Annotated in this window: 22 protein-coding genes; 13 read left to right on the top strand and 9 right to left on the bottom strand. The window is 73.0% G+C overall.

Features of this window, described 5'->3' with window-relative positions:
• Positions 1-126: 126 nt before the first annotated feature.
• Positions 127-651 (bottom strand): hypothetical protein, encoded by a 525-nt coding sequence (locus tag AB0J71_RS14395; RefSeq protein ID WP_352326620.1) that lies wholly within the window; start codon positions 649-651, stop codon positions 127-129.
• A 637-nt stretch (positions 652-1,288) separates the two neighbouring features.
• Between AB0J71_RS14395 and AB0J71_RS14390 the strand changes: the two genes are divergently transcribed.
• On the top strand, positions 1,289-1,783 hold the full coding sequence (locus AB0J71_RS14390) for a hypothetical protein (protein ID WP_352326621.1): 495 nt from the start codon (positions 1,289-1,291) through the stop codon (positions 1,781-1,783).
• A 25-nt stretch (positions 1,784-1,808) separates the two neighbouring features.
• Here AB0J71_RS14390 and AB0J71_RS14385 read toward each other — a convergent pair whose 3' ends face one another.
• From AB0J71_RS14385 to AB0J71_RS14370, 4 genes are all read right to left on the bottom strand, one after another.
• Positions 1,809-2,255 (bottom strand): hypothetical protein, encoded by a 447-nt coding sequence (locus AB0J71_RS14385; RefSeq protein WP_352326623.1) that lies wholly within the window; start codon positions 2,253-2,255, stop codon positions 1,809-1,811.
• A 54-nt stretch (positions 2,256-2,309) separates the two neighbouring features.
• The gene (locus tag AB0J71_RS14380; RefSeq protein ID WP_364414417.1) at positions 2,310-3,575 is read right to left on the bottom strand and encodes an alpha/beta hydrolase-fold protein; all 1,266 of its coding nucleotides are present in this window, start codon (positions 3,573-3,575) and stop codon (positions 2,310-2,312) included.
• 142 nt (positions 3,576-3,717) lie between these two features.
• Positions 3,718-5,286: a sulfatase gene (locus tag AB0J71_RS14375; protein ID WP_364414415.1), complete on the bottom strand. Its 1,569-nt coding sequence runs from the start codon at positions 5,284-5,286 to the stop codon at positions 3,718-3,720.
• A 404-nt stretch (positions 5,287-5,690) separates the two neighbouring features.
• Positions 5,691-6,347, bottom strand: a complete 657-nt coding sequence (locus AB0J71_RS14370) for a TetR/AcrR family transcriptional regulator (protein WP_364414413.1) — start codon at positions 6,345-6,347, stop codon at positions 5,691-5,693.
• Between the two features lie 89 nt (positions 6,348-6,436).
• On the opposite strand from AB0J71_RS14370, the gene AB0J71_RS14365 reads away from it, so the two are divergent.
• The 11 genes from AB0J71_RS14365 to AB0J71_RS14315 all read left to right on the top strand — a co-directional run bounded on the left by AB0J71_RS14365 (position 6,437) and on the right by AB0J71_RS14315 (position 19,758).
• On the top strand, positions 6,437-6,847 hold the full coding sequence (locus tag AB0J71_RS14365; RefSeq protein ID WP_364414411.1) for an organic hydroperoxide resistance protein: 411 nt from the start codon (positions 6,437-6,439) through the stop codon (positions 6,845-6,847).
• A gap of 71 nt (positions 6,848-6,918) precedes the next feature.
• Positions 6,919-9,153 (top strand): immune inhibitor A domain-containing protein, encoded by a 2,235-nt coding sequence (locus AB0J71_RS14360; RefSeq protein ID WP_364414409.1) that lies wholly within the window; start codon positions 6,919-6,921, stop codon positions 9,151-9,153.
• Positions 9,154-9,267: 114 nt separating this feature from the next.
• Positions 9,268-9,939: a hypothetical protein gene (locus AB0J71_RS14355; protein ID WP_364414407.1), complete on the top strand. Its 672-nt coding sequence runs from the start codon at positions 9,268-9,270 to the stop codon at positions 9,937-9,939.
• Between the two features lie 80 nt (positions 9,940-10,019).
• A complete protein-coding gene (locus AB0J71_RS14350; RefSeq protein WP_352328448.1) occupies positions 10,020-10,550 on the top strand; it encodes a PadR family transcriptional regulator in 531 nt (176 codons plus the stop codon).
• Positions 10,547-11,227, top strand: a complete 681-nt coding sequence (locus AB0J71_RS14345) for an ABC transporter ATP-binding protein (RefSeq protein WP_352328447.1) — start codon at positions 10,547-10,549, stop codon at positions 11,225-11,227. The genes AB0J71_RS14350 and AB0J71_RS14345 overlap by 4 nt, the downstream gene beginning before the upstream one ends.
• The gene (locus tag AB0J71_RS14340; RefSeq protein WP_364414405.1) at positions 11,224-13,446 is read left to right on the top strand and encodes an FtsX-like permease family protein; all 2,223 of its coding nucleotides are present in this window, start codon (positions 11,224-11,226) and stop codon (positions 13,444-13,446) included. The genes AB0J71_RS14345 and AB0J71_RS14340 overlap by 4 nt, the downstream gene beginning before the upstream one ends.
• Before the next feature lie 7 nt (positions 13,447-13,453).
• Entirely contained in the window at positions 13,454-15,766 is a 2,313-nt protein-coding gene (locus AB0J71_RS14335) for a penicillin acylase family protein (RefSeq protein ID WP_364414403.1), read from the top strand.
• Between the two features lie 42 nt (positions 15,767-15,808).
• Positions 15,809-16,591 (top strand): neutral zinc metallopeptidase, encoded by a 783-nt coding sequence (locus AB0J71_RS14330; RefSeq protein WP_364414401.1) that lies wholly within the window; start codon positions 15,809-15,811, stop codon positions 16,589-16,591.
• Between the two features lie 19 nt (positions 16,592-16,610).
• Positions 16,611-18,011 (top strand): GAF domain-containing SpoIIE family protein phosphatase, encoded by a 1,401-nt coding sequence (locus tag AB0J71_RS14325; protein WP_352328443.1) that lies wholly within the window; start codon positions 16,611-16,613, stop codon positions 18,009-18,011.
• Between the two features lie 83 nt (positions 18,012-18,094).
• Positions 18,095-19,078 (top strand): helix-turn-helix domain-containing protein, encoded by a 984-nt coding sequence (locus AB0J71_RS14320; RefSeq protein WP_364414399.1) that lies wholly within the window; start codon positions 18,095-18,097, stop codon positions 19,076-19,078.
• 71 nt (positions 19,079-19,149) lie between these two features.
• Positions 19,150-19,758: a cysteine hydrolase family protein gene (locus AB0J71_RS14315; protein ID WP_364414397.1), complete on the top strand. Its 609-nt coding sequence runs from the start codon at positions 19,150-19,152 to the stop codon at positions 19,756-19,758.
• A gap of 79 nt (positions 19,759-19,837) precedes the next feature.
• Here the strand turns inward: AB0J71_RS14315 and AB0J71_RS14310 are convergent, their stop codons facing one another.
• Entirely contained in the window at positions 19,838-20,314 is a 477-nt protein-coding gene (locus AB0J71_RS14310) for a hypothetical protein (RefSeq protein WP_364414395.1), read from the bottom strand.
• A gap of 250 nt (positions 20,315-20,564) precedes the next feature.
• On the opposite strand from AB0J71_RS14310, the gene AB0J71_RS14305 reads away from it, so the two are divergent.
• Positions 20,565-20,936 carry an STAS domain-containing protein gene (locus tag AB0J71_RS14305; protein WP_352330347.1) on the top strand — a complete coding sequence of 124 codons (372 nt, stop codon included), beginning with the start codon at positions 20,565-20,567 and terminating at the stop codon, positions 20,934-20,936.
• Between the two features lie 26 nt (positions 20,937-20,962).
• Here the strand turns inward: AB0J71_RS14305 and AB0J71_RS14300 are convergent, their stop codons facing one another.
• The 3 genes from AB0J71_RS14300 to AB0J71_RS14290 all read right to left on the bottom strand — a co-directional run bounded on the left by AB0J71_RS14300 (position 20,963) and on the right by AB0J71_RS14290 (position 26,282).
• Positions 20,963-21,325 (bottom strand): cupin domain-containing protein, encoded by a 363-nt coding sequence (locus AB0J71_RS14300; RefSeq protein ID WP_352330345.1) that lies wholly within the window; start codon positions 21,323-21,325, stop codon positions 20,963-20,965.
• Between the two features lie 125 nt (positions 21,326-21,450).
• Positions 21,451-22,989: an alpha/beta fold hydrolase gene (locus tag AB0J71_RS14295; protein WP_364392373.1), complete on the bottom strand. Its 1,539-nt coding sequence runs from the start codon at positions 22,987-22,989 to the stop codon at positions 21,451-21,453.
• Positions 22,990-23,144: 155 nt separating this feature from the next.
• Positions 23,145-26,282: a S8 family serine peptidase gene (locus AB0J71_RS14290; RefSeq protein ID WP_364414393.1), complete on the bottom strand. Its 3,138-nt coding sequence runs from the start codon at positions 26,280-26,282 to the stop codon at positions 23,145-23,147.
• Positions 26,283-26,336: the final 54 nt, after the last annotated feature.

Raw genomic sequence — 26,336 nt, 5'->3', positions numbered from 1 at the left:
GTCATGGTCAGGTTCGCCCGCCGGCCCGCCGCGGCCCGGGAATTCCGGGAAAACCAGTGGCAAAGGTCGTGTCCGGTTTCTGATGAGAGGCGGCGCGGGCGGCCGCTCGGCCTTCAGGTGCGGACGTCAGCCCAGGCCGTCGGCGTGGTTCATCTCCTCCGCCCGGGCCAGCGCCTCGGCCAGGGGCGGGACGTCCCAGACCGTGCGTTCGGCGTCCGTGGTGACGGGGTCGACGCGGTAGAGGCACCAGCGGCCGCCGATGTCGACGTACTGGGTGCCGTACCGCTGGGGCAGGCCCATCTGCAGCAACCACCGGTCGAGGGCCGAGGCGGCCAGCCTGCGGGCGGGCCGGCAACCGGCGCCGGCCGCCCGCCGCGCCAGCTCGAAGGCCAGGTGGTAGTGCTCGGCCAGCCCGCCGTGCTGCATCACCGCGGCCAGGTGGTAGTAGTCGCCCGGCGAGCGCACCTCTCCGGCCGCGAACTTCTCCATGCAGCGTGCCCGCCGGGCCAGGCCGCGCTCGCCGCCGTCGCCGGGCACGCCGTCGCGCCGGTCGTGCTGGTCGCGTTCGAACAAGTCACGCAGCTCCGGGTCGCCGGGCGCCTCGACGTCGGGGTCGGCGATCTTGGCGAGGATTTCCGGAAGGCTGAACATTTGGCTGCGCGGCGCGGCCGACCATCTGCGCGCCGCTCGCGCGCGGCTCTTTCCAGTACGGTTATCCGCCACGTCTGCCAGCGTGCCGGGACAACCCGGGGCGCGCAAGACGGCGCCACGCCGCAATATAGGGAAAATGTAGGGCCGTCGCCCGTTGACGCTTTATTGGGCCGGGGCGATGATGGCCGCGAAAGGGGCGCTTGCGCCTCCGCCGGAAATGGGGGAATGCGTGACCCTGCTTAAGGATGCGAATACTCGACACCCCGGGGCGCCTGCCGGCGTGCCCGCCGAGCGCCGGAACATGGCCGTGAACTGCGGGTTCTTGGCAGGTGCTGGCAGGGGCTGAGCAGATGAGGCCAGCGCCCGGCGCCACGGCGCTCCTTCGCGCCGGCCGCCCCGAGTTCGCCGCCGATTTCCGGGCGCATGAATTCATGCCCTTCGGCCCGGAGGTCCCGTCCATTGACTCGGGGTGGTGCGGAATTCTAGAACGGTCATCGCCGGGAAGCGTTTCCCATGCGGTCGGCGATAACGCGCGGCGGAGGCCGGTCGCGATATTACGCATAAGTCGCACAGGCAAATGGACCGGGCGCGAGGAAGCGCCTGGCATTCCGGGACCGCCGCTCGCCGGCGGCGCGGCATGAGTGATCTCGTCGCCTCCGCCGCGGAGGCCCTGCGCGCGCTCGACGAGGCGCTGCTCTGCCTGCTGAAGGCGCTCCCGCCCGAGGACCCCGGCGCGCGCGCGGAGCTGCGGGCCGAACTTGAGCGGGCGGGCGTCACGGACGAGGTCGCCGGCCGCTGCCTGCGCATCCTGCGAATGGTCCTGTCCGGCGAGCACGCGCGCCCGAGCGACTGGATCGGGGTGACGGCGGTGTTCCAGTGCGGATTCTGCGGCTCGACGCCCGACCCCGCCGATCTCGTCGTCGGCAAGTCGGTCTCGCTCTGCCTGGGCTGCGCGCTGCTGGCGACGGCCGGGGCGATGCGGGGCGAGCGGGAGCCGGTGGAGCGGCCGTGCGCGTTCTGCGGCGCGCGGGCCGTGCCCGCCCACCTGGGCGCCGACGGGGACAGGACGGTCTGCCGCGCCTGCGGCGAGCTGGTGCTCTACATCATCGCCAGCAAGAAGCGCGCCGACTGACGCCCGGGGGACGGCGGGGCGGCCGTCAGCCGCCCTGGGTGTAGATCGTCCGCCATCGTGAGCACCGGCCGACGGGCCGCGCGCCGTTGCCGCGGCACACCTGCGCCCGGATCTGCAGCGCGCCGCCGACGTTCTTGCGGAAGGAGCCGGTGCCCGGCAGGCAGTTGTAGACGCCGTGCGTGCGCCAGCGGCCGTTGCTCGCGCTCTGGTACCTGATCAGCACCCACGAGCAGTCCTTGCCGCGGTCGTCGTCGAGGGTGCCGGTCACGGCCAGCCCCGACTGGCCGGCCACGACCTTGCCCCGGGCGGTCGCCAGGCCGTCGGTGGAGTGCAGGGCGCCCCACCTCCAGCTCGCGGGATCGGCGGCGGTGTCGGCGGCTGTGTCGGCGGCGGCCGCCGTGCTCAGCGCGGTCAGCGTGAGGACGGCGGCGCCCAGGGCGGTCAGGACGCGGGTCGGAAGATGGTTCGTCACCGGTCCAGGACTACCGGCCGGTACTTGTGGCCGACTTGGAAGCGGGCTGAGGCGTCAGAGTGCGGGGCAGCGGGCGGGGGCGGTGCCGTAGGCGTACCTGAGGAAGTCGACCAGGTAGGCCGACCAGGCGTTCCAGTCGTGGCCGCCCCTGCTGTAGCAGTAGCGGTGGCCGACGCCGAGGCCGGTCAGCGTGGCGTCGAACTCGCTCGCGTACGCGCCGAGGATCGGCTCGCTGACGCCTGCGGCGTCGTCGCTCGCCCTGGTGTCGTAGCCGCACGCGGCGGGGGCGGGCTCGGTGCCGTCCGGGACGCGCGGGAGGCTCGCGCAGCCGCCGGCGTACAGGGCCAGCCGCCCGTCATAGGGGGCGTACCTGCCCTGGGTGACCAGGTCGGCGGGGTTGGCGGCGGGCCAGTCGTCGACCGTGCGGCCGTGGAAGACCGTGGTGGTGTGCGGGCCGAACAGCGTGTCCAGGCGGTAGCGGCGCTGCACCTCCTGGTCGAGGACGGGCAGCGGGCTGCCGTTGTCGTACTTGTTGACGCGGAACTCGCCCAGGTCGGTCAGCTCGATCGCGGCGCCCGACTGCCACATGGAGTCGGAGATCGTGCGCTGGGCGGGCCTGGCGCGCAGGTCGATGCCGGGCGAGAACGCGCCGATCACCGAGAAGACGTCGGGGTGCGCGGCCGCGTACCGCAGCGCGCCGTAGCCGCCCATGGACAGGCCCGCCAGGCCGCGTCCTGACCGGTCGGCGACGGTGTTGAAGTTGGCGTCGATCCACGGGATGAGCTGGTCGATGTGGTACGTCTCCCACTTCGGTGCGAAATATCCGTCCGTACGGCCGGCCCAGTCCGCGTACCAGCCGGTCATCCCGCCGGTCGGCATCACCACGATGCCGTCGAAGGAGCCCGCCTTGCGGACGAGGGAGACCAGGTCGGCCTTGGTGGTCCACGAGTCGTAGTTGTCGCCGCCGCCGTTGAGCAGGTAGAGCGCCCGGTAGGGGGTGGCGCGCGAGGGGTCGTAGTCCTTCGGCAGGTAGACGCGGACGCTGATCGGGCGCGACAGCGGGTCGATGACCGGGGTGCCGCCGGACGCCTGGAAGATCGCCGTCGAGGTCATCGTGACGTCCCGCAGCTCCGAGCCGTCGCTCTGCGGGCGACGTCGTACGTCGACGCAGGTGATGCCATGGCCGTCGGGGCGGGGCAGCACGGCCGCGCACCCGGCCGACTGGGTGGCCGCCGGTGCGGGCGCCGCCTGCGCCACCCCCGTGCCTGCGAACGTGCCTGCGAACATCAGTAATCCGGCAAGGGCGGACGTGAACCGCATCGCTCTCCTTCGGTTCGGGCTCCCGACCGCCCCAATTTACGAGGGGACCGGCGGCCGGCGCGTCAACCGCCGGACCGAAGGAGGTCAACTTCTGCCGTACGTTCCCAGCTTCTGCCGTACGGCTCAGCTTCTGCTGTACGCCTCAGTGGAGGTGCGCGGCCGTCCAGCAGTCGGGCGTGCCCGATCTGCCGCACGTCGTCAGCCCGCGCAGGACTCCGGCCAGGTACGCCGTCCGGGCGTTGCCGGGGTCGTTGGACTCCTGGCGGGGGTCGGTGACGGTGTTGTAGTACTCGGGTTTCGGGTCGTTCTCGTACTCGACGTACAGCTCGCCCGCGGTTCGTACGGCGTTGTAGGTGGGCGGTTGCGCGTTGCCCTGCCTCAGCCGGTCGGCGTCGGGATCGGGCCTGCCGGGCGTCCGCGGATCGGGCTTGACGTGCTCGACCAGCGCCGCCTGCCGCCAGTCCGCGACCTGCCGGCCCTGGATGAGGGGGAGCAGGCTGCGGCCGTCCCGGCTGTCGCGGATCGCCGGGGCGATGCCGGCCATGTCGAGGAAGGTCGCGAACAGGTCCACGTTCTGGGCGATGGCGCCGCTCACCAGCCGGTCGCGCTCTCCGGTGACCGGCCGCCTGACCAGCAGCGGGACCCGTACGTCGTGGTCGTAGGCGGTGGACTTGCCGCGGACCAGCCGGTGCTGGCCGAGGTGGAAGCCGTTGTCGCTGGCGAACACGACGTAGGTGTTGCGGCGCTCGGGCTCGGTGAGCGTGGACAACACCCGTCCCACCATGTCGTCGACCGACTGGACCATGCGGATCCGGTCACGGAAGTCCTCGCGCAGCTCCTCGGCGCGTTTGGCCTCGATCGGGGCCCGGCGGACCCAGGAGGGCTTGTCGGCGGTGTCCTCGTCGAAGGAGGGCAGGGCGGTCACGTCGATGCCGGCGCAGTCGGGGCCGCCGCAGTCGCCGTGCGGGAACTCGCCGTCCGGGAAGCGGTCCTTCGGACGGTCGCGCGGCGCGGGCGGGAAACGCGGCTCGGTGTCGCCGGGCCTGACGTCCACCCGGTTGTGCGGGGAGAAGGGCGAGACCTGGAGGAAGAACGGCTTGCCGGGGGCGTGCTCGCGGGAGCGCTCGATGAAGCCGGTCGCCCGCTGGGCCAGCTCGTCGACCAGGTAGTCGCCCCTGGAGGGGGCGATCGGGCGCCGGTCGCCCGACTCCTCCCTGATGTAGCGGGTGAGCTGGTACCTGAACTCGTTGTAGCCGCCGCCCGCGGAGACGTGCCATTCGTCCCAGCCGTCCGGCACCTGGTAGCCGGGGCGGGCCGGGTACTCGTTGATGTACTTGCCCAGGTAGCCCGTGCGGTAGCCGGCCTGGTGGAGGGGGACGGCGTAGGTGCGGCCCTCGTGCCGGGCGAACGCCTCGTAGCCGCCGCGGTCGTAGCCCTGGTTGGTCCGTACGCCGGTGTTGTGGGGGAACAGGCCGGTGAACATCGAGGCGCGGGAGGGGCAGCAGAGCGAGTCGGACACGTAGTAGTCGGTGAACGTGGTGCCGCCCTCGGCGAGCCCGCGGACCGTGTCCATGTAGGGCAGCAGGTCGGCGGACAGGTCGTCGACCAGGAAGAAGATGATGTTCGGCCGGGCCGGCGGGGTGTCGGCGGACGCCGGGGGCGTGGGGGAGGCGGTGAGCAGAGCGAGGATGGCGGCCACCGCCGCAGCCACACATCTCCTGATATTTCGGGACAACGACATGACTGCCTCGTAAGCGGTGGTAGGAGAGCAACGGCGCTGCCCACTAATACCAGACAAACTACCCACAAAGCACAAAACCTCCCACACCCACCCCACCCATCACCGCAGCTCAGCAGCCTCGGGCGCGAAGAGCGAAGGGGATGGAGGGGGAAAGGCCCGGAGAACGCGGAGGGCGCGGCGGGCGCCAAGGGTGCTGAGGGGGCGGGCGGATGAGCGCGGGAGGCGCAGAAGGCGGAGGGTGCAGAAGCCGAGGGTCGCCGAAGGCGAAGGGATGTGAGCGTGGGAATGTCAAGGTGGGCTCGCGAAGGGCGCGGCGCGCTTCCCGGCCCTCGGTCCCCGCCTTCGACCCATGGTTCAGGCGCCCGGTCCTGGCTCTAGCGTCCGACCTCGGGCTTCGGCTTCCGGCTCTGGCCTCGAATTCGCTGCGCGTCTGTGGTCGCCGTTCCGGGGTGGGGTGGGTCTGGGGGGAGGATGCGGGTCAGGGTTTCCTGGACGGTGGTGCGGACGGTGGCCGGGTCGTCCAGGTCGAAGCCCACTACCAGGCCGTCCCTGACCAGGAGGAGGATGTCGGCGGTGCGTTCGGCGTCGGCGTGGCCGTCGGCGGCCAGGAGGTCGCGGTACAGGTCGCGGTGCCAGCGCCGGTGCTCGGCGATGGCCTTCCGTACGGGATGCGCCGGATCCGGGTACTCGGCCGCCGTGTTGACGAACGGGCAGCCGCGGTAACCCGGGCCGGACCCGAACTCGCACATGAACGCGAAGACGGCCGTCAGCGTCTCCCGGGGTGAGTCAGCGCGCAGCGTGTCAACCATGGCCCGCTGCATCGAGCCCTGCTCGGCGATGTACGCCCGGACCAGCTCGTCCTTGCTCGGGAAGTGGTGGTAGAAGGTCGCCTTCGCGACGCCCGCCGCCGCGATGATCCGGTCGATCCCCACCGAGTGCACGCCCTCGGCGTAGAACAGCCGCGCCGCGGTCTCCAGGACCCGGGTGCGGGCCGGGCTCGGGCGGGGTTCCTTCACCGTCTCTGCGCTCACTCCTTGACGCTACCAGACAGACCTGTCTAGTCTCAGGCTCAACGAACTAGACAGACAGGTCTGTCTGATAGAGCGAAGGGCAACCGGTCATGAGCATGTACACCGCCATCGCCACCTCGGCGGGCCGCGACGGGCGCGCGGTCTCCTCCGACGGCAGGCTGGACGTCAAGCTGGCCCTGCAGAAGGAGCTGGGCGGCGACGGCGAGGGCACCAACCCCGAGCAGCTCTTCGCCGCCGGCTACGCCGCCTGTTTCGCCTCGGCCATGCGGCTGGTGGCCGGGCAGAAGCGGATCGACGTCTCCGACGCCGCCGTCACGGCGGAGATCGGCCTGTCGCCCAACGGTGCGGGCGGGTTCCAGCTCGACGCCCCGCTCCGCGTCGAGCTGCCCGACGACATCGCCCCCGAGGTCGCCCGCGAGCTGGTCGAGGCCACCCACCTGGTCTGCCCGTACTCCAACGCCACCCGCGGCAACATCCCGGTCAACCTGATCGTCGAGTGACGCAATCTGCCTCCCCGGAAGATCGGCCGGAGGTAGAGACGGGAGACTTGAAGTGTGACATGTTACATGCCATGCGAATCACTCTCTCCGCGGCGGCCGCCCTCCTGGCGATCGCCGCGCTCGGCGTCCCTTCCGTCTCCGCCGCGGCGGAGCCCGCGGCGCCGCCCGCGAAGAAGGTGAGCAGGGAGATCTCCCCGCTCAGCCCGCAGCAACGCGAGCAGGCGGCGCTGCGCAGGCAGGCCGTCGAAGGCGTCTTATCCCCGGACGCGGCGGCGGCCAAGGCGCGGCCCGGCCGCTCGGTCAAGGTCGGCCACCGCTACGTCGAGCTCGCCCAGGAGCGCAAGGACCAGGTCTTCGTCGTCCTGGCCGAGTTCGGCGACAAGGTGGACAACGAGACGAAGATCGACGGCCAGATCAAGTACGGCGGTCAGCCCGGCCCCCGCCACAACGCGATCCCCGACCCGCGCGGCACCGACGACAACCACACCCTCTGGCGTCCCGACTTCGACCGCGCCTCCTACGCGAAGTCCTACTTCGCCACCGGCGGCAACTCCCTGCGCGACTACTACCGCCTCCAGTCCTCCGGCCGCTACGACCTCGACGGCTACGTCAGCGACTGGGTACGCGTGCCGTACAACGAGGCCCGCTACGGCAGCGACCGGTGCGCCCCCGAGGAGGGCGGCATCTGCTGGAACAACTGGGACCTGGTCCGCGACTCGGCCAACGCCTGGTACGAGGCCGAGAAGGCCAAGGGCAGGACGGTGGAGCAGATCCGCGCAGAACTGGCCAAGTACGACGTCTGGGACCGCTACGACCACGACAACGACGGCGACTTCGACGAGCCCGACGGCTACCTGGACCACTACCAGGTCGTGCACGCCGGCGTGGACGAGACCTGGGGCGGCGGCGCGCAGGGCGCGGACGCCGTCTGGGCCCACCGCTACTTCGCCTACTGGCCCGAGCGCGGCCAGGCCGGCCCCGAGGGCAACCGCAACGGCGGCACCCAGATCGGCGACACCGGCATCTGGGTCGGCGACTACCTGACGGTCGGCGAGAACAGCGGCGTCGGCCTGACCGCCCACGAGTTCGGCCACGACCTGGGCTTGCCCGACCTGTACGCGGGCGGCGGCGACAACTCGGTCAACTTCTGGTCGCTGATGTCGTCCGGCTCCTACCTGAGCTCGCGGACCGGCCCGCTCGGCGAGTACGCCGGCGACCTGGACGCCTGGAGCAAACTCCAGCTCGGCTGGCTGGCCTACGACCGGGCCCGCGCCGCCACCCCCTCCACGCACACCCTCGGCGTCGGCTCCTACAACACCCGCGATCCGCAGGCGCTCGTGGTGGACCTGCCGGCGCGCGAGATCAGCACCCCGCTGGGCCGGCCGTACCAGGGGGAGTGGCAGTGGTGGAGCGGCAAGGGCGACAACCTTGAGCAGACGCTCACCCGGCAGATCGACCTCTCCCGGGCCACGGAGCCGACGCTCAGGGCGCACGCGGCCTACGCGATCGAGCAGGGCTACGACTTCCTGTACGCCGAGGTCTCCCGCGACGGCGCGGCCTGGACGCCGGTCGGGCAGCCGCTCACCGGAAGCTCGGACTGGCGGGAGATCGCCTACGATCTGAGCCCGTACGCGGGCGGCAGGATCTGGTTCCGCTTCCGCTACTCGACCGACTCCAACACCTCCGAGTCCGGCTTCCGGCTGGACGACGTCCAGGTGCCCGGCGTGTTCGCCGACGACGTCGAGCAGGGTGAGGGCGAGTGGACGGCGGTGGGCTTCGCCCGCAGCGGCGAGGTGGGCGTGCAGCGCTTCTCCCGGGCCTACCTCGCCGAGAACCGGCGTTACACCGGGTACAACGCCTACCTGCGGACCGGGCCGTACAACTTCGGGTGGACCGGCAGCCAGCGGGTCGAGCACTACCCGTACCAGCAGGGCGTGCTCATCTGGCTCTGGGACGCCTGGTACGGCGACAACACCACCCGCGACCACCCCGGCGAGGGCATGATCCTGCCCGTCGACGCCCGGCCCGAGCCGCTGCGCTGGGCCAGTGGGGCGGCGGCCGGGGCGCGGCTCCAGGTGTTCGACGCGCCGTTCGGCAATGCCCGCACGGACCGGCTGCGGCTGCACTCGGCGGGCGTTCCCGCCGTGTTCCCGGCGCGTCCGGGCGTTCCGGTGTTCGACGACCACCGGGGCGTCTACTGGCACCCCGATCTGCCGCAGCTCGGGGTGAAGGTGCCCGACACCGGCACCCGGATCGCCGTCCTGCGTGACGGGGACCGCGCGCTCGTGCGCGTCTCGGCCTCCTGACGCCGGCCGCGGCCCGCGCGCGGGGACGCGGGCCGCAGGTCGATGGGCGTTTACGACCGTTTTAGGCGGTTCGGGGCAGGGTTGTGGTGTTGTATCCCATGGAGAGGAAAGACCATGACCTCTGGGCCTGACGGATTCGGCAAGGCGGAGACCCTGGAGAACGAACCGCCCAGGCGCCGATTCCCCCGCTCCGTACTGCTCGCCGCGACCACCGCGGTCGTCCTGGCCACCGGCGCCGGCGTGGCCGCCGCCTCGGCGCTCTCGCCGGCGCCGTCGCCCACCGGGACGCCCCCGCCCGCGGCGAGCCCGTCGGCCGTCCCGTCGGGCTCGCCGTCCGACAAGGGACGCGGCTGGGGGCGCGGGTTCGGCGGCCCGCCCGTCCACGGCGAGTTCGTCGTGCCCGACGGGCAGGGCGCGTACGTGACGGTGGCCACCCAGTACGGCGACGTCACCGCCGTCGGCCAGAACTCCGTCACGGTCAAGAGCGCGGACGGCTACACCAAGCAGTACGTCGTCGACGCAGGCACCCGGATCAACCGCGACCAGGGTATCGACGCGATCAAGACCGGCCAGAAGGTCATGGTCAGCGCCAAGGTCACCGGCGGCACGGCCACCGCCGTCACCGTCCACGACGTGACCGCCCGCGACGGCCGCGGCCGGCACCCCCACGGCGACGACCGCTGGGACGACCGGAACGGCGACAGGAACGGCGACTGGCACGGCGACAAGGGCGGCCCCCGGCACGGCGACCACCGCCCCACGCCGTCACCCAGCGCCACCTCCTGAGGGACGCCGACCGAGGGACGCCGACCGAGCTCGACGCGATTATGCCCCCCGTATATACCCTCGGTATATAGTGCGGGAGCATGAGCGTTCCTCTTGCGCTGCTCGGACTCCTTGAGCGGGAGCCGAGCCACGGCTACGACCTGAAGCGCGACTACGACACCTATTTCGGCCGCGGCAAGTCCCTGCCCTTCGGCCAGGTGTACTCCACCCTCGGCCGGCTGGCCAGGGACGGCAAGGTCACCGCCGGGGAGAGCGAGCCCGGCGACGGCCCCGAGCGCAAGCGCTACGCGATCACCCCCGTCGGCGCGCGTGAGGTCGAGGCGTGGCTGAGCGAGCCGGTCGCGGCCGAGCCGTACCTGCAGACCGTGCTGTTCACCAAGGTCGTGCTGGCGCTGATGCTGGGCCGCGACGCGGCGGCCTATCTCGACCTCCAGCGCGCCACCCACCTGCGGCGCATGCGCGAGTTCGCGCAGATCAAGCGAGGGGACTCGCTCGCCGACGCGCTGCTCGCCGACCACGGCATGTTCCACCTGGAAGCCGACCTGCGCTGGATCGACGTCACGCAGGCGCGGCTGGACGCGCTGGCCGAGCTGGTGCGGGGGTCGTCGTGATCCTGGAGGCCCGCGGGATCAGCCGCTCCTTCGGCCGCACCCCGGCGCTGCGGGAGGCGAGCCTGGAGGTGGCGGCCGGCGAGATCGTGGCGGTCATGGGCCCGAGCGGCTCGGGCAAGTCGACGTTGCTGCACTGCCTGGCCGGGATCTTCACCCCCGACAGCGGCGAGGTGTGGTTCGACGGCAGCCGCCTGGACACCATGAGCGACGACCGGCGCACCCGGCTGCGGCGCACCGCGTTCGGCTTCGTGTTCCAGTTCGGGCAGCTCGTGCCGGAGCTCACCGCGGCCGACAACGTCGCCCTGCCGCTGCTGCTCGCGCGTACCGGGCGCAAGGAGGCGTACCGGCGGGCGGCGGGCTGGCTGGAGCGGCTGGAGCTGGCCGAGCTGGGCGGGCGGCGCATCGGCGAGCTGTCCGGCGGGCAGGCGCAGCGGGTGGCGATCGCCAGGGCGCTGGTGACCGGGCCGCGGGTGTTGTTCGCCGACGAGCCGACCGGCTCGCTCGACTCGCTGACCGGCGAGCACGTCATGGAACTGCTGGTCGGCCTGGCGCGCGAGGAGGGCACGACCGTGCTCGTGGTGACCCACGACGCCCGCGTCGCCTCCTGCGCCGACCGGGAGGTCATCGTCCGCGACGGCCGGCTCACCGACCCCTTCGCCGGTCAGGTCGTACGGTGATCGCCCTCGGCCTGCGGCTGTCGCTGGCCGGAGGCAGGGAGGCGGCCGCCCGGCTCGCGCTGATCGTCGCGGGCGTGGCGGTCGGCGTGACGGTGCTGCTGGCCACGCTCTCCCTGTTCAACGCCTTCCAGACGGCCGGCGAGCGCACCTGCTGGGAGTGCACCCGCGGCACCGCCCCCAGCGGCTGGGCCCTCGACGCCACCGCCACCGGCGCCCTGTGGAACTACCACGAGGACTACTACGCCGGACGCCCGATCAGGCGGCTCGACGCCGCCGCGCTCGGCGGTCAGGCTCCCGTCGTCCCCGGGCTGTCGCGCATGCCCGCGCCCGGCCAGTACTACGTCTCCCCGGCGCTGGCCGGGCTGCTGGACTCGGCGCCGCGCACGCAGCTCGCCGACCGCTTCCCCGGCACGAGGGCAGGGACGATCGGCCGTGCCGCGCTCACCGGCCCCGACGACCTGACCATCGTGATCGGCCGCACGCCCGAGCAGGTCGCCGCCCTGCGCGGCACCCGGCAGGTCGACACGACGGCCGACGAGCCCGCCGTCGACGGCGACGCCGACGTCTACCACTTCGGGTTCGCGATCGCGGCCGTCGGGCTGCTGCTGCCGCTGCTGGTGCTGGTCAACACCGCCACCCGGTTGGCCGCCGCCCGCCGCGAGGCGCGCTTCGCCGCGATCCGGCTGGTGGGCGGCACGTCCCGGCAGGTCAACCTGTTCGCCGCGGTGGACTCCGCGCTCGGCGCGCTGACCGGCACGCTCGCCGGGATCGTGCTCTTCCTCCTGGTACGTCCGGCCGTCGCCGGCATCCGCGTCACCGGCTCCCGGTTCTTCCCCGACACGGTGACCCCGGCCGCCTGGCAGTACGCGGCCGTGCTCGCCGGCGTCCCGCTGCTGGCCGGGGTGAGCGCGCTGTGGTCGCTGCGCCGGGTCCGGATCTCGCCGCTGGGCGCGCTCAGGAAGGGCGCCCCACGGCCGCCGCGCGCCTGGCGGGCGATCCCGCTGCTGGCCGGGCTGGCGCTGTTCGCGGTGCCGATGTTCCAGACCGACGACCGCAAGCCGGACGCCGGGCCGGCCTCGGCGGGCCTGGCGCTGATCATGATCGGGCTCATCCTGGCCGGCCCCTGGCTGACGATGCTGGCCGCCCGCCTGGCCGCCCGGCTGACCGGCGGAGCGGCGACGCTGCTGGCCGCCCGGCGGCTGGCCGCCGACCCGAAGGCCGCCTTCAGGTCGGTGAGCGGGCTCGTCCTCGCGGTGTTCATCGGGACGGCGATCGCCGGGATCGTGCCCGCCGTGGTGGACGGCCAGCGGGCGGTGGCCGGCGGCACGCTGTCCGGCGTGCTGCGCGCCCCGCTCGGCGACCTCGGCGGCGGCGGGTTGTCGCCGCAGGCCGGGGCCGAGCTGGTGGCCCGGCTGCGCGCGTATCCGGGCGTCGGCGTGCTGCCGATCCACGCCGCGAAGGAGGAGGCGGAGGACCGGGTGATCGACCCCGAGCGGCCCCCGCCGCCCCGCGCGGTCGTCGAGTGCGCCGACCTGGCCCGCTTCCCGGCGCTCGGGCAGTGCCCGCCGGGCGCGCGGGCCGTCGCCGGACGGTTCGACCGGGTGGTGGAGGCCGACAACCCGCTCACCATCGACAAGCTGATCCCCCTCGCCGGGCCCGGCAGCGAGCCGGTCTCCGCCGACGGGCTCAATCTGGCCTCCGTGCTGGTCACCATGGCCGACCCGGCGACGCTGGAGGAGATCCGCACCCTGCTGGCCGGGCAGAGCACCGGCCCGCCGATGACGTTCGACGAGGTCGCCCAGGTCCGGGCGGCGCTCTACACGCAGGCCGAGAACGTCGCGCTGGCCATGGTCGCGCTGACGCTGCTCGCCGGCGGCTGCAGCCTGCTGGTGGCGGTCGGCGGCGGGCTGGTGGAACGCCGCCAGCCGTTCACGCTGCTGCGGCTGGCCGGCACCCCCGGCCGCACCCTGGGCGCGGTCGTGCTGCTGGAGTCGGCGTTGCCGCTCGTCCTGGCGGCCGTCGTGGCGGCCGGGGCCGGGTTCGGGGTGGCGGCGCCGTTCATCGACGCCCTCGCCATGAAGGGGGCCTCCCTGGCGATGCCGGGGCCCGCGTACTTCGCCGGCGTCGGCGGCGGGCTGGTGGCCTCCCTGCTGGTGATCTCGACCGTCCTGCCGCTGCTGCGGCGCATGACCTCGCCCGACAACGCGCGTTTCGAATAGGAGCCCCATGAAGCTGCGAGCGTCCTGCGCGGCGATCGTGCTCGCCGTGCTCGCCGGCCTGCTCACGGCCCCGCCGGCCCCGCCGGTCGCGGCCGCCGCCGGCCGCTACTCGGCCGAGATCCGGCGCACCGAGTACGGCATCCCGCACGTGTCCGCCAAGGACCACGGCGGCCTCGGCTTCGGCTACGGGTACGCCTTCGCCCAGGACAACCTGTGCGTGCTGGCCTCGTGGGTGGTGACGTTGCGCGGCGAACGATCCCGCCACTTCGGCCTGCGGGCCCTGTCCGACGACCCGGTGCGCCCGGTCGCCAACCTCACCAGCGACCTCTACCACCGCAGCGTCGCCGACTCCGGCGTCGTCCGGCGGCTGCTGGCCAGGCCCGCCCCCATCGGGCCCAGCGCGGAGCTGCGCGAGCTGGTCGACGGGTACGTGGCCGGCTACAACCGCTACCTCGACGACACCGGCGTGGCCGACCTGCCCGACCCCACCTGCCGCGGCAAGTCGTGGGTCGGCCCGATCACCGCCGACGACGTCTGGGCCAACCTCCTCGACCTCGGCCGCATGTCGGGCAGCTCGGCGCTCAAGGAGGCCATCGTCGGCGGCGGCGACGACGGGGACGACGGCCCGCGCCGCGCCCCCGGCAGCAACGGCTGGGCGCTGGGCCGCGAGGCCACCCGCGACGGCCGCGGCATGCTGCTGGCCGACCCGCACTTCCCGTGGAACGGCGTCCGCCGCTTCTACCAGGTGCAGCTCACCATCCCCGGCGTGCTGGACGTCGCCGGCGGCAGCCTGTACGGCACCCCCGTCGTGCAGATCGGCCACAACAGGACCGTCGCCTGGACCCACACCGTCTCCCACGCCCAGCGGTTCACCCTCTACCGGCTCCGACTGGCGCAGGGCGACCCCACCACCTACCTGGTCGACGGCCGGCCCGAGCCGATGGGCCGCCAGGAGGTCGTGGTCCCGCTCCAGGACGGCACCCTCGTCTCCCGCACCCTGTTCACCTCCCGCTACGGCCCGGTGCTGGCCGCCGGGCGCGGCGAGGAGTACGCGTACGCGCTGGCCGACGTCAACGCCGCCAACCTGCGGGCGGCCGACGAGTGGCTGGCGATGGCCAAGGCCGGCGACCTGCGCGGGCTGCGCGCCGCCCAGGACGCCCACCAGGGCCTGCCGTTCGTCTACACGCTGGCCGCGGACGTCGGGGGGACGGCGTCCTTCGCCGACGCCTCCGTCGTTCCGCACGTCACCGACGCCCAGGCCCGCCGGTGCGCCATGCCGTCGCCCGACCCGTCGATCGACGCCTTCGTCCTGGACGGCTCGACCTCGGCGTGCCTGTGGGGCAAGGACGCCGACGCCGTCGTGCCGGGCATCTTCGGCCCCGGCAACCAGCCCGGCCTGACCCGCGCCGACTACGTCGCCAACTCCAACAACAGCCCGTGGATGACGAACCCGGCCGCGCCGCTGACCGGCTACGACCAGGTCTGGGGCACCGTACGGACCGACGTGGAGCTGCGGCCCCGGGTCAGCCTGGACATGATCGACCGGCGGCTCAAGGGCGCCGACGGGCTCGGCGCGCCCGGCTTCACCCTGGAGACGCTCCAGGCCACCGCGCGGAGCAAGCGCAACCTCGGCTTCGAGCTCATGCGCACGGACCTGAAGGCGTTGTGCCGGGACCGTCGCGAGCTGCGGGCCTCCTCGGGGGAGCGGGTCGACGTACGGGACGCCTGCCGGACCCTGACCCGCTGGGACGGGCGCGCCACCCTGGACGGCGAGGGGGCCGTGTTGTGGCGGCGGTTCTTCGACGGGCTGCAGGCCCCCGTCAAGCCCGGAGAGCCGCCGCAGAGCTGGTGGCGGGTGCCGTTCGACCCCGCCCGCCCGCTCACCACGCCGCGCGGCCTCAAGCGGGACGACCCCGCCGTGCGGCGCGCCCTGGCCGACGCCGTGCTGTTCTTCCGCGACAACCGCCTGCCCCTGACCCTGACCACCGGCCAGGCCCAGCACTACGCGTCGGTCCCGATCCCCGGCTGCACCGAGGGGGAGGGCTGCTTCGACCGCGTCCGCAACTCCGGCCCGCTCGGCAAGGACGGCCGCTACCCCGATGTGAACACCGGCTCCAGCTTCATGATGGCCGTCGAGCTCACCCCGGACGGGCCGCGCACCCGCACCGTCCTGACCTACTCCCTGTCCGCCGACCCGAGCTCCCCCCACCACACCGACCAGACCGCCCTGTTCTCCCGGGGAGGCTGGGTCACGGAACGCTTCACCGACGCCGAGATCCGCTCCGCCCCGCAACTGAACGTCACCACCGTGACCGGCTGACCAGCTTGTGGCGGCGGGGTTCTGGCCCTATTGTCACCCTTCGTGAAACCCCTCATGATCTTGACGATGGCGGGCGTGCTCACGGCCTCCCTGGCCGGCACGGCCGCCGCCGAGAGTGCGGCCTACCCGGTCAAGCACCCCAAGCTGATCGCCAACCCCCTCTACGAGGCGGGCCCGCTGCCCACGACCACCTGCGCCGAGCCGCGGGTCAAGCGCCACAACGTCAAGCAGGCCCGCGCCTACGTGGACGCCGTCATCGCCTGCCTGGAGACCACCTGGCAGCAGCACCTGACCGCGGCGGGGCTGCCGTACGCGCCGGTGAAGGTGCGGCACATGGACCGCATCCCCAAGAGCTACTGCGGCATCGCGGGGAGCAACGAAGCGTCGCAGGCGTGGTACTGCGACAAGACCCGCACGCTGGCCTTCCAGATCGGCAAGGACTGGACCGACGACCCGAGCGACCTGTGGCTGCTCCACACGACCGCCTCGATGTACGGCTACCACGTGCAGAACCTCGTCGGGGTCGCCGACGCCTACGACGTGATCACGTACCGCGGCAAGGCCGAGGAGCGTGAGCAGGACCGGCGCAATCATCTTCAGGTGGCCTGCCTGTCCGGCGCGTTCATCAAGAGCGTCTGGCCCCTGGAGGGCAGGTCGAAGAAGGACTGGGGCTACTTCCTCACCCTTCCCAACGGGGACAAGGAGGGCAAGTACAGCTCGTACGGCAAGACCGCCACCATCCGCTCCTGGATCAAGCAGGGCTTCGCCACCGGCGACCCGGGCTCCTGCAACACCTGGGCGGCTGCCTCCTCCAAGGTGCTCTGAGCGCCCTCCCGCAGTGCCCGTGACCAGGTGTCATGCCGGTGACCGGGGGCATGACCTGGGCAAGGGCATCTCGGGGGGTGGGGTGGGCGGACAGCGGCCGGAGGGCGGCGCGTACGGCGGAGACCTGGGGCCGTTCGGCGCCGAGAAGCTCCGGCGGCTGCAGGCGAGCCTGACGCAGATCGAGGATCTGCACGGCCGGATGGCGCGCCTGCTGGAGGCCGTCCTCGCGATCAGTTCCGAGCTGGAGCTGAACGCGGCCCTCCGCACGATCGTGGAGGTCTCGGCCGACCTGGTGGACGCCCGGTACGGCGCCCTCGGCGTGCTCAACGACGAGGGCGAGTTCGCCGACCTGTTCACCTACGGCGTCACCGAGGACGTGCACGACGCCATCGGCCGCCTGCCGACCAGCCACGGCCTGCTCCAGGAACTGATGGCCCGGCCGCGGCCGCTGCGCGTGGACGACGTGCTCGCCCATCCCGGCTTCCGCGAGTACCCTCCCGGCCATCCGGTGATGCACACCCTGCTGGGCACGCCGATCCTGGTCCGCGGCACCGTGTACGGCAACCTGTACTTCGCCGACAAACGGTCGGGCCTGCCGTTCACCGGCGACGACGAGCGGATCGTCGCGGCGCTGGCCAGCGCGGCCGGCGTCGCCATCGAGAACGCCCGCCTCTACGAGCGCATCCGCCGCAACACCGAGGAGTTCCAGAGCAGCCTGCTCCCGTCGCTGCCCGACCTGAACGGCCTGTGGGCCTGCGCCCGCTACCTGCCCTCCAGCACCGTCCCGCGCATCGGCGGCGACTGGTACGACGCGATCGTCCTGCCCGACGGCGTGCCCTGCCTGATGGTCGGCGACGTGATGGGCCACGACCTGCGCTCGGCCACCGTCATGAGCCAGATCAGCAACATGCTGCGGGTGCTCGCCTACGAGCACTGCGAGCCGCCGTCCCACATCCTGCGCCGCCTCGACGAGATCCTGCACGCCCTGCACGGCGGCCCGATGGCGACGGTGCTGCTGGCCCGCCTGGAGGAGTACGGCGGCACCGACTGGCGGCTGAGGTGGGCCACCGCCGGGCACCTGCCCCCGCTGCTGCTCCCCGTCGAGGGCCCCGCCCGCTACCTGCGGGCCGAGGGCGGCCACCCCCTCGGCGTCACCCCCGACCTGCCCCGGCCCGACCACGAGCAGGTCATCCCGGCCGGGTCCACGCTGCTGCTCTACACCGACGGGCTCGTCGAGGACCCCGCGCACGGCCTCGACCGGGGCATGGAGAGCCTGATCCGCACCGCCTCCCGGCTGCGCCACCTGCCCCTGGAGGAGATGTGCGAGCTGCTGCTCGTGCACCGGGGCGAGGGCTTCACCGACGACGTCGCCCTGCTGGCCCTGCGGCTCGGCGAACCGGCCGACCTGCACGTCGGCTGACCGGCCCGGCCGCCTGGTCGATGGCCAGATATGACAGATAACTGTCGTTGCAGACATTCCGCCAGTTCGGTGAGAATCGGGTCATGCCCGCTGCTCACCGCGTCGTCATCGCGCTCTTCCCGGACGTCGACCTGCTCGACGTCACCGGCCCGGCCGAGGTGTTCGCCCTGGCCAACCGGGTCGCCGGTCGCGCCCTGTACGACGTGCGGCTGGCCGGGCCCCAGGGCGGCCAGGTCACCACGTCCGCCGGGGTGCGGCTGGTCGCCGACCTGACGTTCGACCAGGTCGGCGACCAGGTGGACACCCTGGTGGTGCCCGGCGCGGTGACCGTCACGCCCGACGGGCCCCGCGCCCTGACGGACGCCGAGGTGGTCGCCTGGGTACGGCGGACCGCTCCGGGCGCCCGCCGGGTGGCCTCGGTGTGCGTCGGCGCGCACATCCTGGCCGAGGCCGGCCTCCTGGACGGCCTGACCGCCACCACCCACTGGTCCACCGCCGGGCAACTGGCCGCCGACCACCCCCGGGTCACCGTCGATCCCGATCCGATCTTCCTGCGCTCCAGCGGCCGGATCTGGACGGGCGCGGGCATCAGCGCCTGCCTCGACCTGACCCTCGCGCTGGTGGCCGAGGACCACGGCGAGGAGACGGCCCTCGCGGTGGCCCGCGAACTGGTCGTCTACCTCAAGCGCCAGGGCGGCCAGAGCCAGTTCAGCGTCCCGCTGACCCGGGCCGCCTCGGGCCGCCGCGACATCGACGACCTGCGCCTGTGGATCGCCGAGCACCTCGCCGAGGAGCTGACGACGGTCGAGCTGGCGGCGCGGATGGGGCTGAGCCAGCGCCAGTTCACCCGGGTGTTCCGGCAGCAGACCGGCTTCACCCCGGCCGCGTACGTCGAGTCGGCGCGTGTCGAGGTGGCGCGCCGGCTGCTGGAGACCACCGACCTGCCGCTGCCCCGGGTGGCCGCCGACAGCGGGCTCGGCTCGGTGGAGACCCTGCACCGCGCCTTCCGCCGCCGTCTGGGCACCGGCCCCGGCACCTACCGCCGCCGTTTCCACACGGTGGCCTGATCCCGCATCTGCCTGCGTGCGCCGTCCGAGCCGGGCGGCGGCGCGAGCCTGCCCGAAAGGAAACCCCTGCCATGAGCAGCACCGTCTCGCCCACCCTGCGCCAGGTCGTCGGCCTGCCGGCCGAGCCCGCCCGGCTGGCCGACTCGACCCTCGTGCTGATCGACTACCAGAACACCTACCGCACCGGCGTCATGGCCCTGCCGGACGCCGACCGGGCCCTCGCGGCCGGCGCCCGCCTGCTGGAGCGCGCCCGAGTCGCCGGTGCCCGCGTCGTGCACGTCGTCAACGACGGCGGCCCCGGCAGCCCGTACGACGTCCGCGCCGAGATCGGGGCGATCAGCGCGCCGGTCGCGCCGCGCGACGGGGAGCCGGTGGTGGTCAAGACGTTCCCCGACGCCTTCCACCAGACCGGGCTCCAGGACGTCCTGGAGGGCCTGGCGGCCGGGCCCGACCTGGTCCTGGCGGGGTTCATGACCCACATGTGCGTCACCTTCACCGCCCAGGGGGCCTTCCGGCTGGGCTACCGCCCCACGGTCGTCGCCGACGCCTGCGCCACCCGCACCCTGGCCGGCCCCGGCGGCGCGCCGCTGGCCGCCGACGTGCTGCACGAGGCCGCCCTGACGACGATCGGCGACCTGTTCGGCCTGGTGGTCCCCACGACCGACGCCCTGCCCGCCTGACCGTCCCCGTTCCGGCCGGTCCCGGCCCGGTCCCGGCCCGGTCCCGTGGCGGTTCGGGGCCGGGCGGGCGGTCGCGGGGTCAGCCGGTGGCCGGGCGGCGGCGGCCGGCGACCAGGCGGTCGGCCGGCGTCCGGTGACGCGCGGCGGGGGCGGAGTCGGGCTGCCGGTCGGCGGTGCGCCCAGTGGTTCGCCCAGTGGTGGGCCCGGTGGTGGGCCCGGTGGTGGCCACCAGGCGGTCGGCGGGCTGGTCCGTCGTGCGGCGCTCGTCCTGGTCCGTGGCGGGCCGGTCGTCGGCCCGCTCGGCCAGCAGACGGCGCAGTTCGCGGCGGCGGGCCAGCCTGCGGCCGATCCCGGCGGCGATCAGGAAGGCGCCGAAGATGAACGCGGCGGCGGTGGCCGCCCCCGCGGCGAACAGCTCCAGGTCGCCCACCCGGAAGGTGACGCCCATCAGCGTCAGCGCGGCGGTGGCGGTGGTCGTCGTCTGGGTGAACAGGACGACCACGGCGGCCGACCCGGCGACCATGAGCAGCAGGCCGAGCAGGACCATGGTTCTCACTCTCCTCGAACGTCGGCGATCACGTTTCATTGCCGCTGCCCAGCATTTCTTTACTCATGTATGGGCATGCGTCCGGCGTCGAAGAAATGGCCGCGCATTCGCATCCGGAATGGCCGCGCGGAGCACCGCTAATTGCTTCGCGAAAAAATCCGCATTGAGCAGCGGCGCTGCGCCCGGCGGGCAGGTCACGGGGTTTGTCGGCCGGTGGGCAGGGGAGAGCGGACCAAGAAGGGAAGTGATAGCAGTGAAAGTGGACACTTTCCGGCTCCTGGCGAACTCCGCAGGAGAAACGGTCGTTCTGCATCCGGCCGGGGACCTTGACCTGCACACCGCCGGCGCCATCGAGGATTGGGCGACCGGCTATCTCGACGGCACGCCGGCCGCCGTCACTTTGATCGATCTGTCCGACGTCGGCTTCATGGATTCGGCCGGACTCGGCGCGCTGATCGGCGCGTGGAAACGCATCACCGCCACGGGACGGACGGTGATGGTCGCCGCGCCGACCCCGCAACCGGCCAGACTGATGCGGATCACCGGCCTGGAAGGGCGTCTCGGCGTACGCGCCACCGTCGCCGAGGCGCTGGAGGAGATCATTCCCAGACGGACGCACGCGCCCGCCTAGGCGGCGTCCGTCCGGAGCGTGCGGCGTCAGCCGTCACTCGCCTTGGCGTAGTCGGCGGCGCCGCCCGCGAAGTCGTACAGGACGACCTGTTCGTCCCCGACCACCCAGGCGTCGTGTCCGGGCGGGCAGACGAAGACCTCGCCCGGCCCCGCCTCGGCCTCGGTGCCGTCGTCCATGCGCAGGCGCATCCGGCCCGAGACCACGAAGCCGTTGTGGTGCACCTGGCAGGACGACGTGCCGGCGATCGGCCTGACGGACTCCGACCACCGCCATCCCGGCTCGAACGTGGCGACCCCGAACGTCAGGCCGCTCAGCTCGCAGATCTCCAGGTGGCCCTTCGGGAAGTCCCGCCGCTCGTCGGGCTTGTCGATGCTCTTGACCTCGATCATGGCTCACCCCCTCGTCAGCTACCTTCTTACGCTGAATTGTCCATACCGAGGGGTTGGCCAGGGCAAATATCCCTTTGTGGGGACGGGTACGGCCCGCGAGCGGGGCCGTACCCGTGTCGTGCGGACTATCCGGCCCAGGGCAGCGAGTCGGACGGCCACGCCCGCTTCGTCTGCTTCCTGAACGTCTCCTCAGGCGTGCCCACGGCGCAGCGGGTGCCCTGCGGCGGAACCTTCAGGTCGATGAGGTACTGGTCGATGATGTCGGTCTGGCACTTGTCCTTGCCGTAGATGCGGTGACCCCAGCCCTCGTACGTGAGCAGCACGGCCTTCGAGCCGAGCTGGCGGTTGACGTTGGCCGCCCAGATCCACGGCGTGGCCGGGTCGTGGATCGAGTTGCCGAGCAGCAGCGGGGCCTGGCCGGTGTACCGCAGCGAGTGCGGCGGGTTGACGGGGGCGCCCGAGTTCATGCAGATGGGCAGGTCGTCGGTCGGGTACGGGTGGTACTTCGTGTCCGGCGCCAGCAGGCCGGCGGTGCGCATGAGTGCGGCGTACTCGGCGTAGCTGTTCACCTTGAGGTTGTAGTCCTGGCAGAGGATCCGGGTCGGCAGTTCGGCGACGTCGCCCTCCACCGGGCCCCGGCCGGGCAGCGGGGGCACCCACTCGGGGGCCGGGCCGCCGTTCAGCCAGTTGATCACTTCGCTCAGCGTGCGCCAGTCGGGCCCCTCGTTGCCCAGCGCGGCGTTGTAGATGACCTGCAGCTCGGTCATCCGCTGACCGGTGCTGGGGTAGACCAGCTCGCCGCGGCGGGCCTTGTCCAGCAGGCTCTTCCAGATCGCGCGGATGTCGCGGCCGTTCAGCACGCAGCTGGTGTCCTGCTGGCACCAGCCGACGAACTGGTCGAAGCCGTCCTCGACGGCCAGGGCCTCGGTGGCGAAGAAGCCCTTCACGCCGAGGCTGTGGTCCATGTTGCTGTCGAGGGCGAGCGCCCGGATGCGGCCGGGGAACAGCTCGGCGTACATCTGGCCGATCAGGGTGCCGTACGAGATGCCGTAGTAGGTGAGCTTCTCCTCGCCGAGGGCGGCGCGGAGGGCGTCCATGTCACGGGCCACGGAGACGGAGTCCACGTGGTCGTAGAGCGGGCCGGTACGGGCCCGGCAGTCCGGGTGCAGCTTCTTGGTGAAGGCGTTCCAGGCGTCGAAGTCGGCCTGGCTGCGCATGACGGTCGGCGGCATCTGGTTGTAGACCGACGCCGAGCAGATGACCGGGTGGCTGCGGCCCACGCCGCGCGGGTCGAAGCCGACGATGTCGAACCGCTGCTGCAGCTCCTCGGTGTAGGACCCGGGAGCGCCGTAGACGGCCTCCACGCCGGACCCGCCAGGGCCGCCGGGGTTGATCACCAGCGAGCCGACCCTGGCGGCCGGGTCGGTGGCCTTGCGCCGGGCGACCGCGAGGTCGATCGAGGGCCCGCTCGGCTGGGCCCAGTCGATGGGCACGGTGAGCTTGCCGCACTCGGCGCTGGGCTCCTCCTCGCAGGGCGCCCAGGTGATGGCGTTCGTCGTGGTCGTGGCGGGTTTCGCGGTCGTCGCCGCGTTGGCCGCCGGAACCGGGATCAAGGTCGCCAGCGCCACGAAGGCGGTGGCGAACAGTGGGAGTCTTCTCCGCAAAATAGGGCTCCAATCAACGGCCGGTGCGCCCCCCGTGGGCATCCGGCCGAGCTTGATCATCGCGGTTTATGGATGGAAATGACGGCAAAATCGGAAATTTCCTCAAAGTCGCCCGAGTGCTCTGTGCGCCCCGAGCCCTCCGCCGAACCGGCGGGTCACCCGATCCGGTAGGCGCGGATCACCGTCTGCTCCACGGTGTTGCCCCCGGTGTCGGCGGCGCGGGCGCGCAGGGAGACGAAGCCCGCCCCGGCCGGGTGGCGCAGCCGTACGGCGCCGCCCGCGACCTTCGCCGCGCGCCAGGTGCGGCCGTCGTCGTAGGAGACCTCCACGGCCAGTTCCCGCACCGCCCCCGCCTGCCCGCGCACGGACACCGGCACCGCGAACGCCCGGCCGGCGGGCGCGCCGCTCGCCGGGTCCAGCGCGGGCGAGAAGGCGACGACCGGCAGCGGCAGCGCGCCGTCCCGGCCACCGGCCGAGCGGAACGTCCAGGCGACCGCCGTACGGGTGGAGAGCAGCTCCGGGCCGCGCTCGGCCGCCATCTCCAGCCGGTAGGCCGCCTCCCCGGCCGGCACATCGAACCGCGCCCCCAGACCGGGCTCCTCCGCCACCAGCTCGCCGTCGCGGTAGAGGGCGGTCCGCGCGCCGGACACGCTCGACATCCCCGGATGACCGGCCCCGTCGGCGTACAGCGCGGGGAATGCGGAGATCACGTCACCCATGCGGGAGACGGGAGGAGTGCCGTCCTCGGTGACCGGCGCGGGACCGAAGACGCCGCGGTTCCAGGTCTCGTCGTAGGCGTGTCCCGCCTCGTACCTGCGGGGGGTCGAGATCAGGTCGGCTCCCCACGTCGGGCCCATTTCCGTGTAGACGTTCTGCCAGCGGAGGCCGCCGCCGGTGTTGACGTACTCGGTGTGCGTGAAGGGGGGCCGGAAGTCGGTCACGAACATGATGCCGAAGAACCGTCCCTCCGCGGGCCAGGCGGCGCTCGCGGCGCCGGCGTCCGTGCCGGCCGCCGGCGCGCCGTAGTCCCTGCGGATCGTGGCCAGGTCCGCGCGCCCGACCCGGCGGCTGAAGCCGGTCGGCACCTGGCCCTGGACGAACCACGCCAGCCGGTACGCCTGAGCGCTGCCCGCCAGGTCGCCGTCCGGGCCCGGCACCGCCCACTGGCCGGCGACCCTGGTCAGCAGGTCGTACCGGCCGGACCCGACCTGCGCGGTGCGGATGCCGGGCGCGGCGTCGAACATGGTGGCCTCCGCGCCCAGGTAGTAGGGGAAGCCGTCGAGCGTGCGGCCGCCGTAGGTCACCTCGGTCATCAGGTGCCTGGCCGCCGGGTCGGGCGGCGCGATGGACACCGGCCGCGCCCGAGCCGGGTCCAGCCGCAGCGACTGATCCCGGTCCAGGCGCAGGCCGGGATGGACGAGCATGGTCAGACCTTCGCCGTCGGTGGTCCGGCTGTCGACGACGTAGGTGCCCTTGGCCAGCCGCAGCGTGACCCTGCCGCCCGCCTGGACGGTGACCGGGTTCCAGTCCTTGCGGGCGACGTCGGTCCGGTAGAGGGTGGTCAGCGCGTCGGCGGCGCCCGGCCGGTCGAGGGTCAGGTCGTAGCTCTCGACCTCCTTGACCACGGCGAGCGGCGTGCTCACGGTCGTGCCGTCCTCGGCGGTGGCCTCCAGGTAGCCGCCGAGCGGCCCGTCGGCCGCGTCGCCGCGGGTGTCGGCGGTGACGGTCGCCTCCGCCCGGCCGCCGGCGGGGACGGTCAGCGTGCCGGGCGACACCTCGAACACGTCCGCGCCGGTCCGCGCCGACAGGCGCAGCGTCACCGGCTCAGGGCCGTCGTTGCGGTAGGCGAGCTTCCTGGTGACCGGCTGGTCGTCGTCGTGCGGCCAGGCGAGCACGCCGAAGCTGACCGACGCGGGGGAGGCGGTCACCGTCTGGCCGATCGCGCGGCCCACGTCGAGGCGCCCCGCGCCCTGGGCGTAGATCCCGGTGCCGGGCTGCGGCCGGGCGGAGGCCATGAGGGCGGCCTTGAGCTGCTCGGGCGTCCAGTCCGGGCGCAGCCCGGCCAGGATCGCGGCCGATCCCGCCGCGTGCGGGGCCGCCATGGAGGTGCCCGACATCTCGACGTACGGGCCGTCGCCGGGGGAGTCCTTGCCACGCGCGGCGCGGATGGCGACGCCCGGCGCGGTGAGGTCGGGCTTCAACGCCGAGTCGCCCGCGCGGGGACCGGCGCTGGAGAAGACGGCCAGACGGTCGGCACGGTCCACCGCGCCGACCGACAGGGCGGCGTCCGCGGTGGAGGGCGAGGAGACGGTGCCCGGCTTGCCGTAGTTCCCGGCGGCCACGACGAACAGCACGCCGTACCGCTCGGTCAGCGTCCGGACGGCCTCCTCCAGCGGGTCCAGGCCGGGGACGTCCGGCGAGCCGAGGCTGAGGTTGGCCACCTTGGCCCCCTGCTCGGCGGCCCACTGCATGCCGGCCAGGATCGCCGACTCCGCGCACCAGCGGTCGGCGCACACCTTGGCGTCCAGGAGGGTGGCGCCCGGCGCGACACCGCGGTAACGCTCGCCGGTCCCGGCGATGGTCGAGGCCACATGGGTGCCGTGCCCGGTGAGGTCGGCCGCGGTGTCCGTGCCGGTGAAGTTCCGGCGGGCCGCCACCTTGCCGGCCAGGTCGGGGTGGGTGTCGTCGATGCCGGAGTCCAGGACGGCGACCTTCACCCCGGCGCCCGTGTAGCCCTTCTCCCAGGCGGCGGGGGCGCCGATCTGCTTGACGCTGCCGTCCAGCGACAGGGTCGCCCGGCCGTCGAGCCAGATCTTCCCCGTGCCTGAGGTGAGCGAGGCCCTGAGGTCCGGCCAGGAGCCGGCGGCGGCGTCGAAGCGTACGGCGGCGCCGTTCACGGCCGGCAGGTCGCGGGTCACCGCCATGCCATGGGCGGCCAGGCCCGGCCGGCGGGCGGCGTCCGGGCCCGCGACGATGAGGGGCAGGGCGCCGGGGGCGTACTCCAGCAGGGTCGTCACGTCGAACAGGCGGGGGTCGAGCCGGCCGGCGGCCAGCAGGGGGACGGCGTCGCCCGGGATGACGCGGAGCCGGTCGCCGATCTTCTCCGTGCTGAAGACGACGCCCGTACGGCCCTTGCCCGGCGCGACGCGCACGCCGTCGGCGACGAGGCTCACCCGGTCTCCCGTGATCAGCGTCACGGTACGGGCGGGGCCGCCCGGCGGGGCCGGCAGGCCGGAGGGGACGGCTCCGAGGAGGGCGATGGTCAGCGAGACCGCTGTCGTTCTGAGGATCACATGTCTTCTTGGCGGAATGCCCGCCCCCTCTTCACGGGCTGAGAGGGCGTGAAG

Origin of the sequence: Nonomuraea sp. NPDC049637 (genome assembly GCF_040675235.1) — a bacterium.
GTDB lineage: Bacteria > Actinomycetota > Actinomycetes > Streptosporangiales > Streptosporangiaceae > Nonomuraea.
Note: the sequence above shows the minus strand (reverse complement) of the source record. Positions and strands in the feature narration are given on the sequence as shown.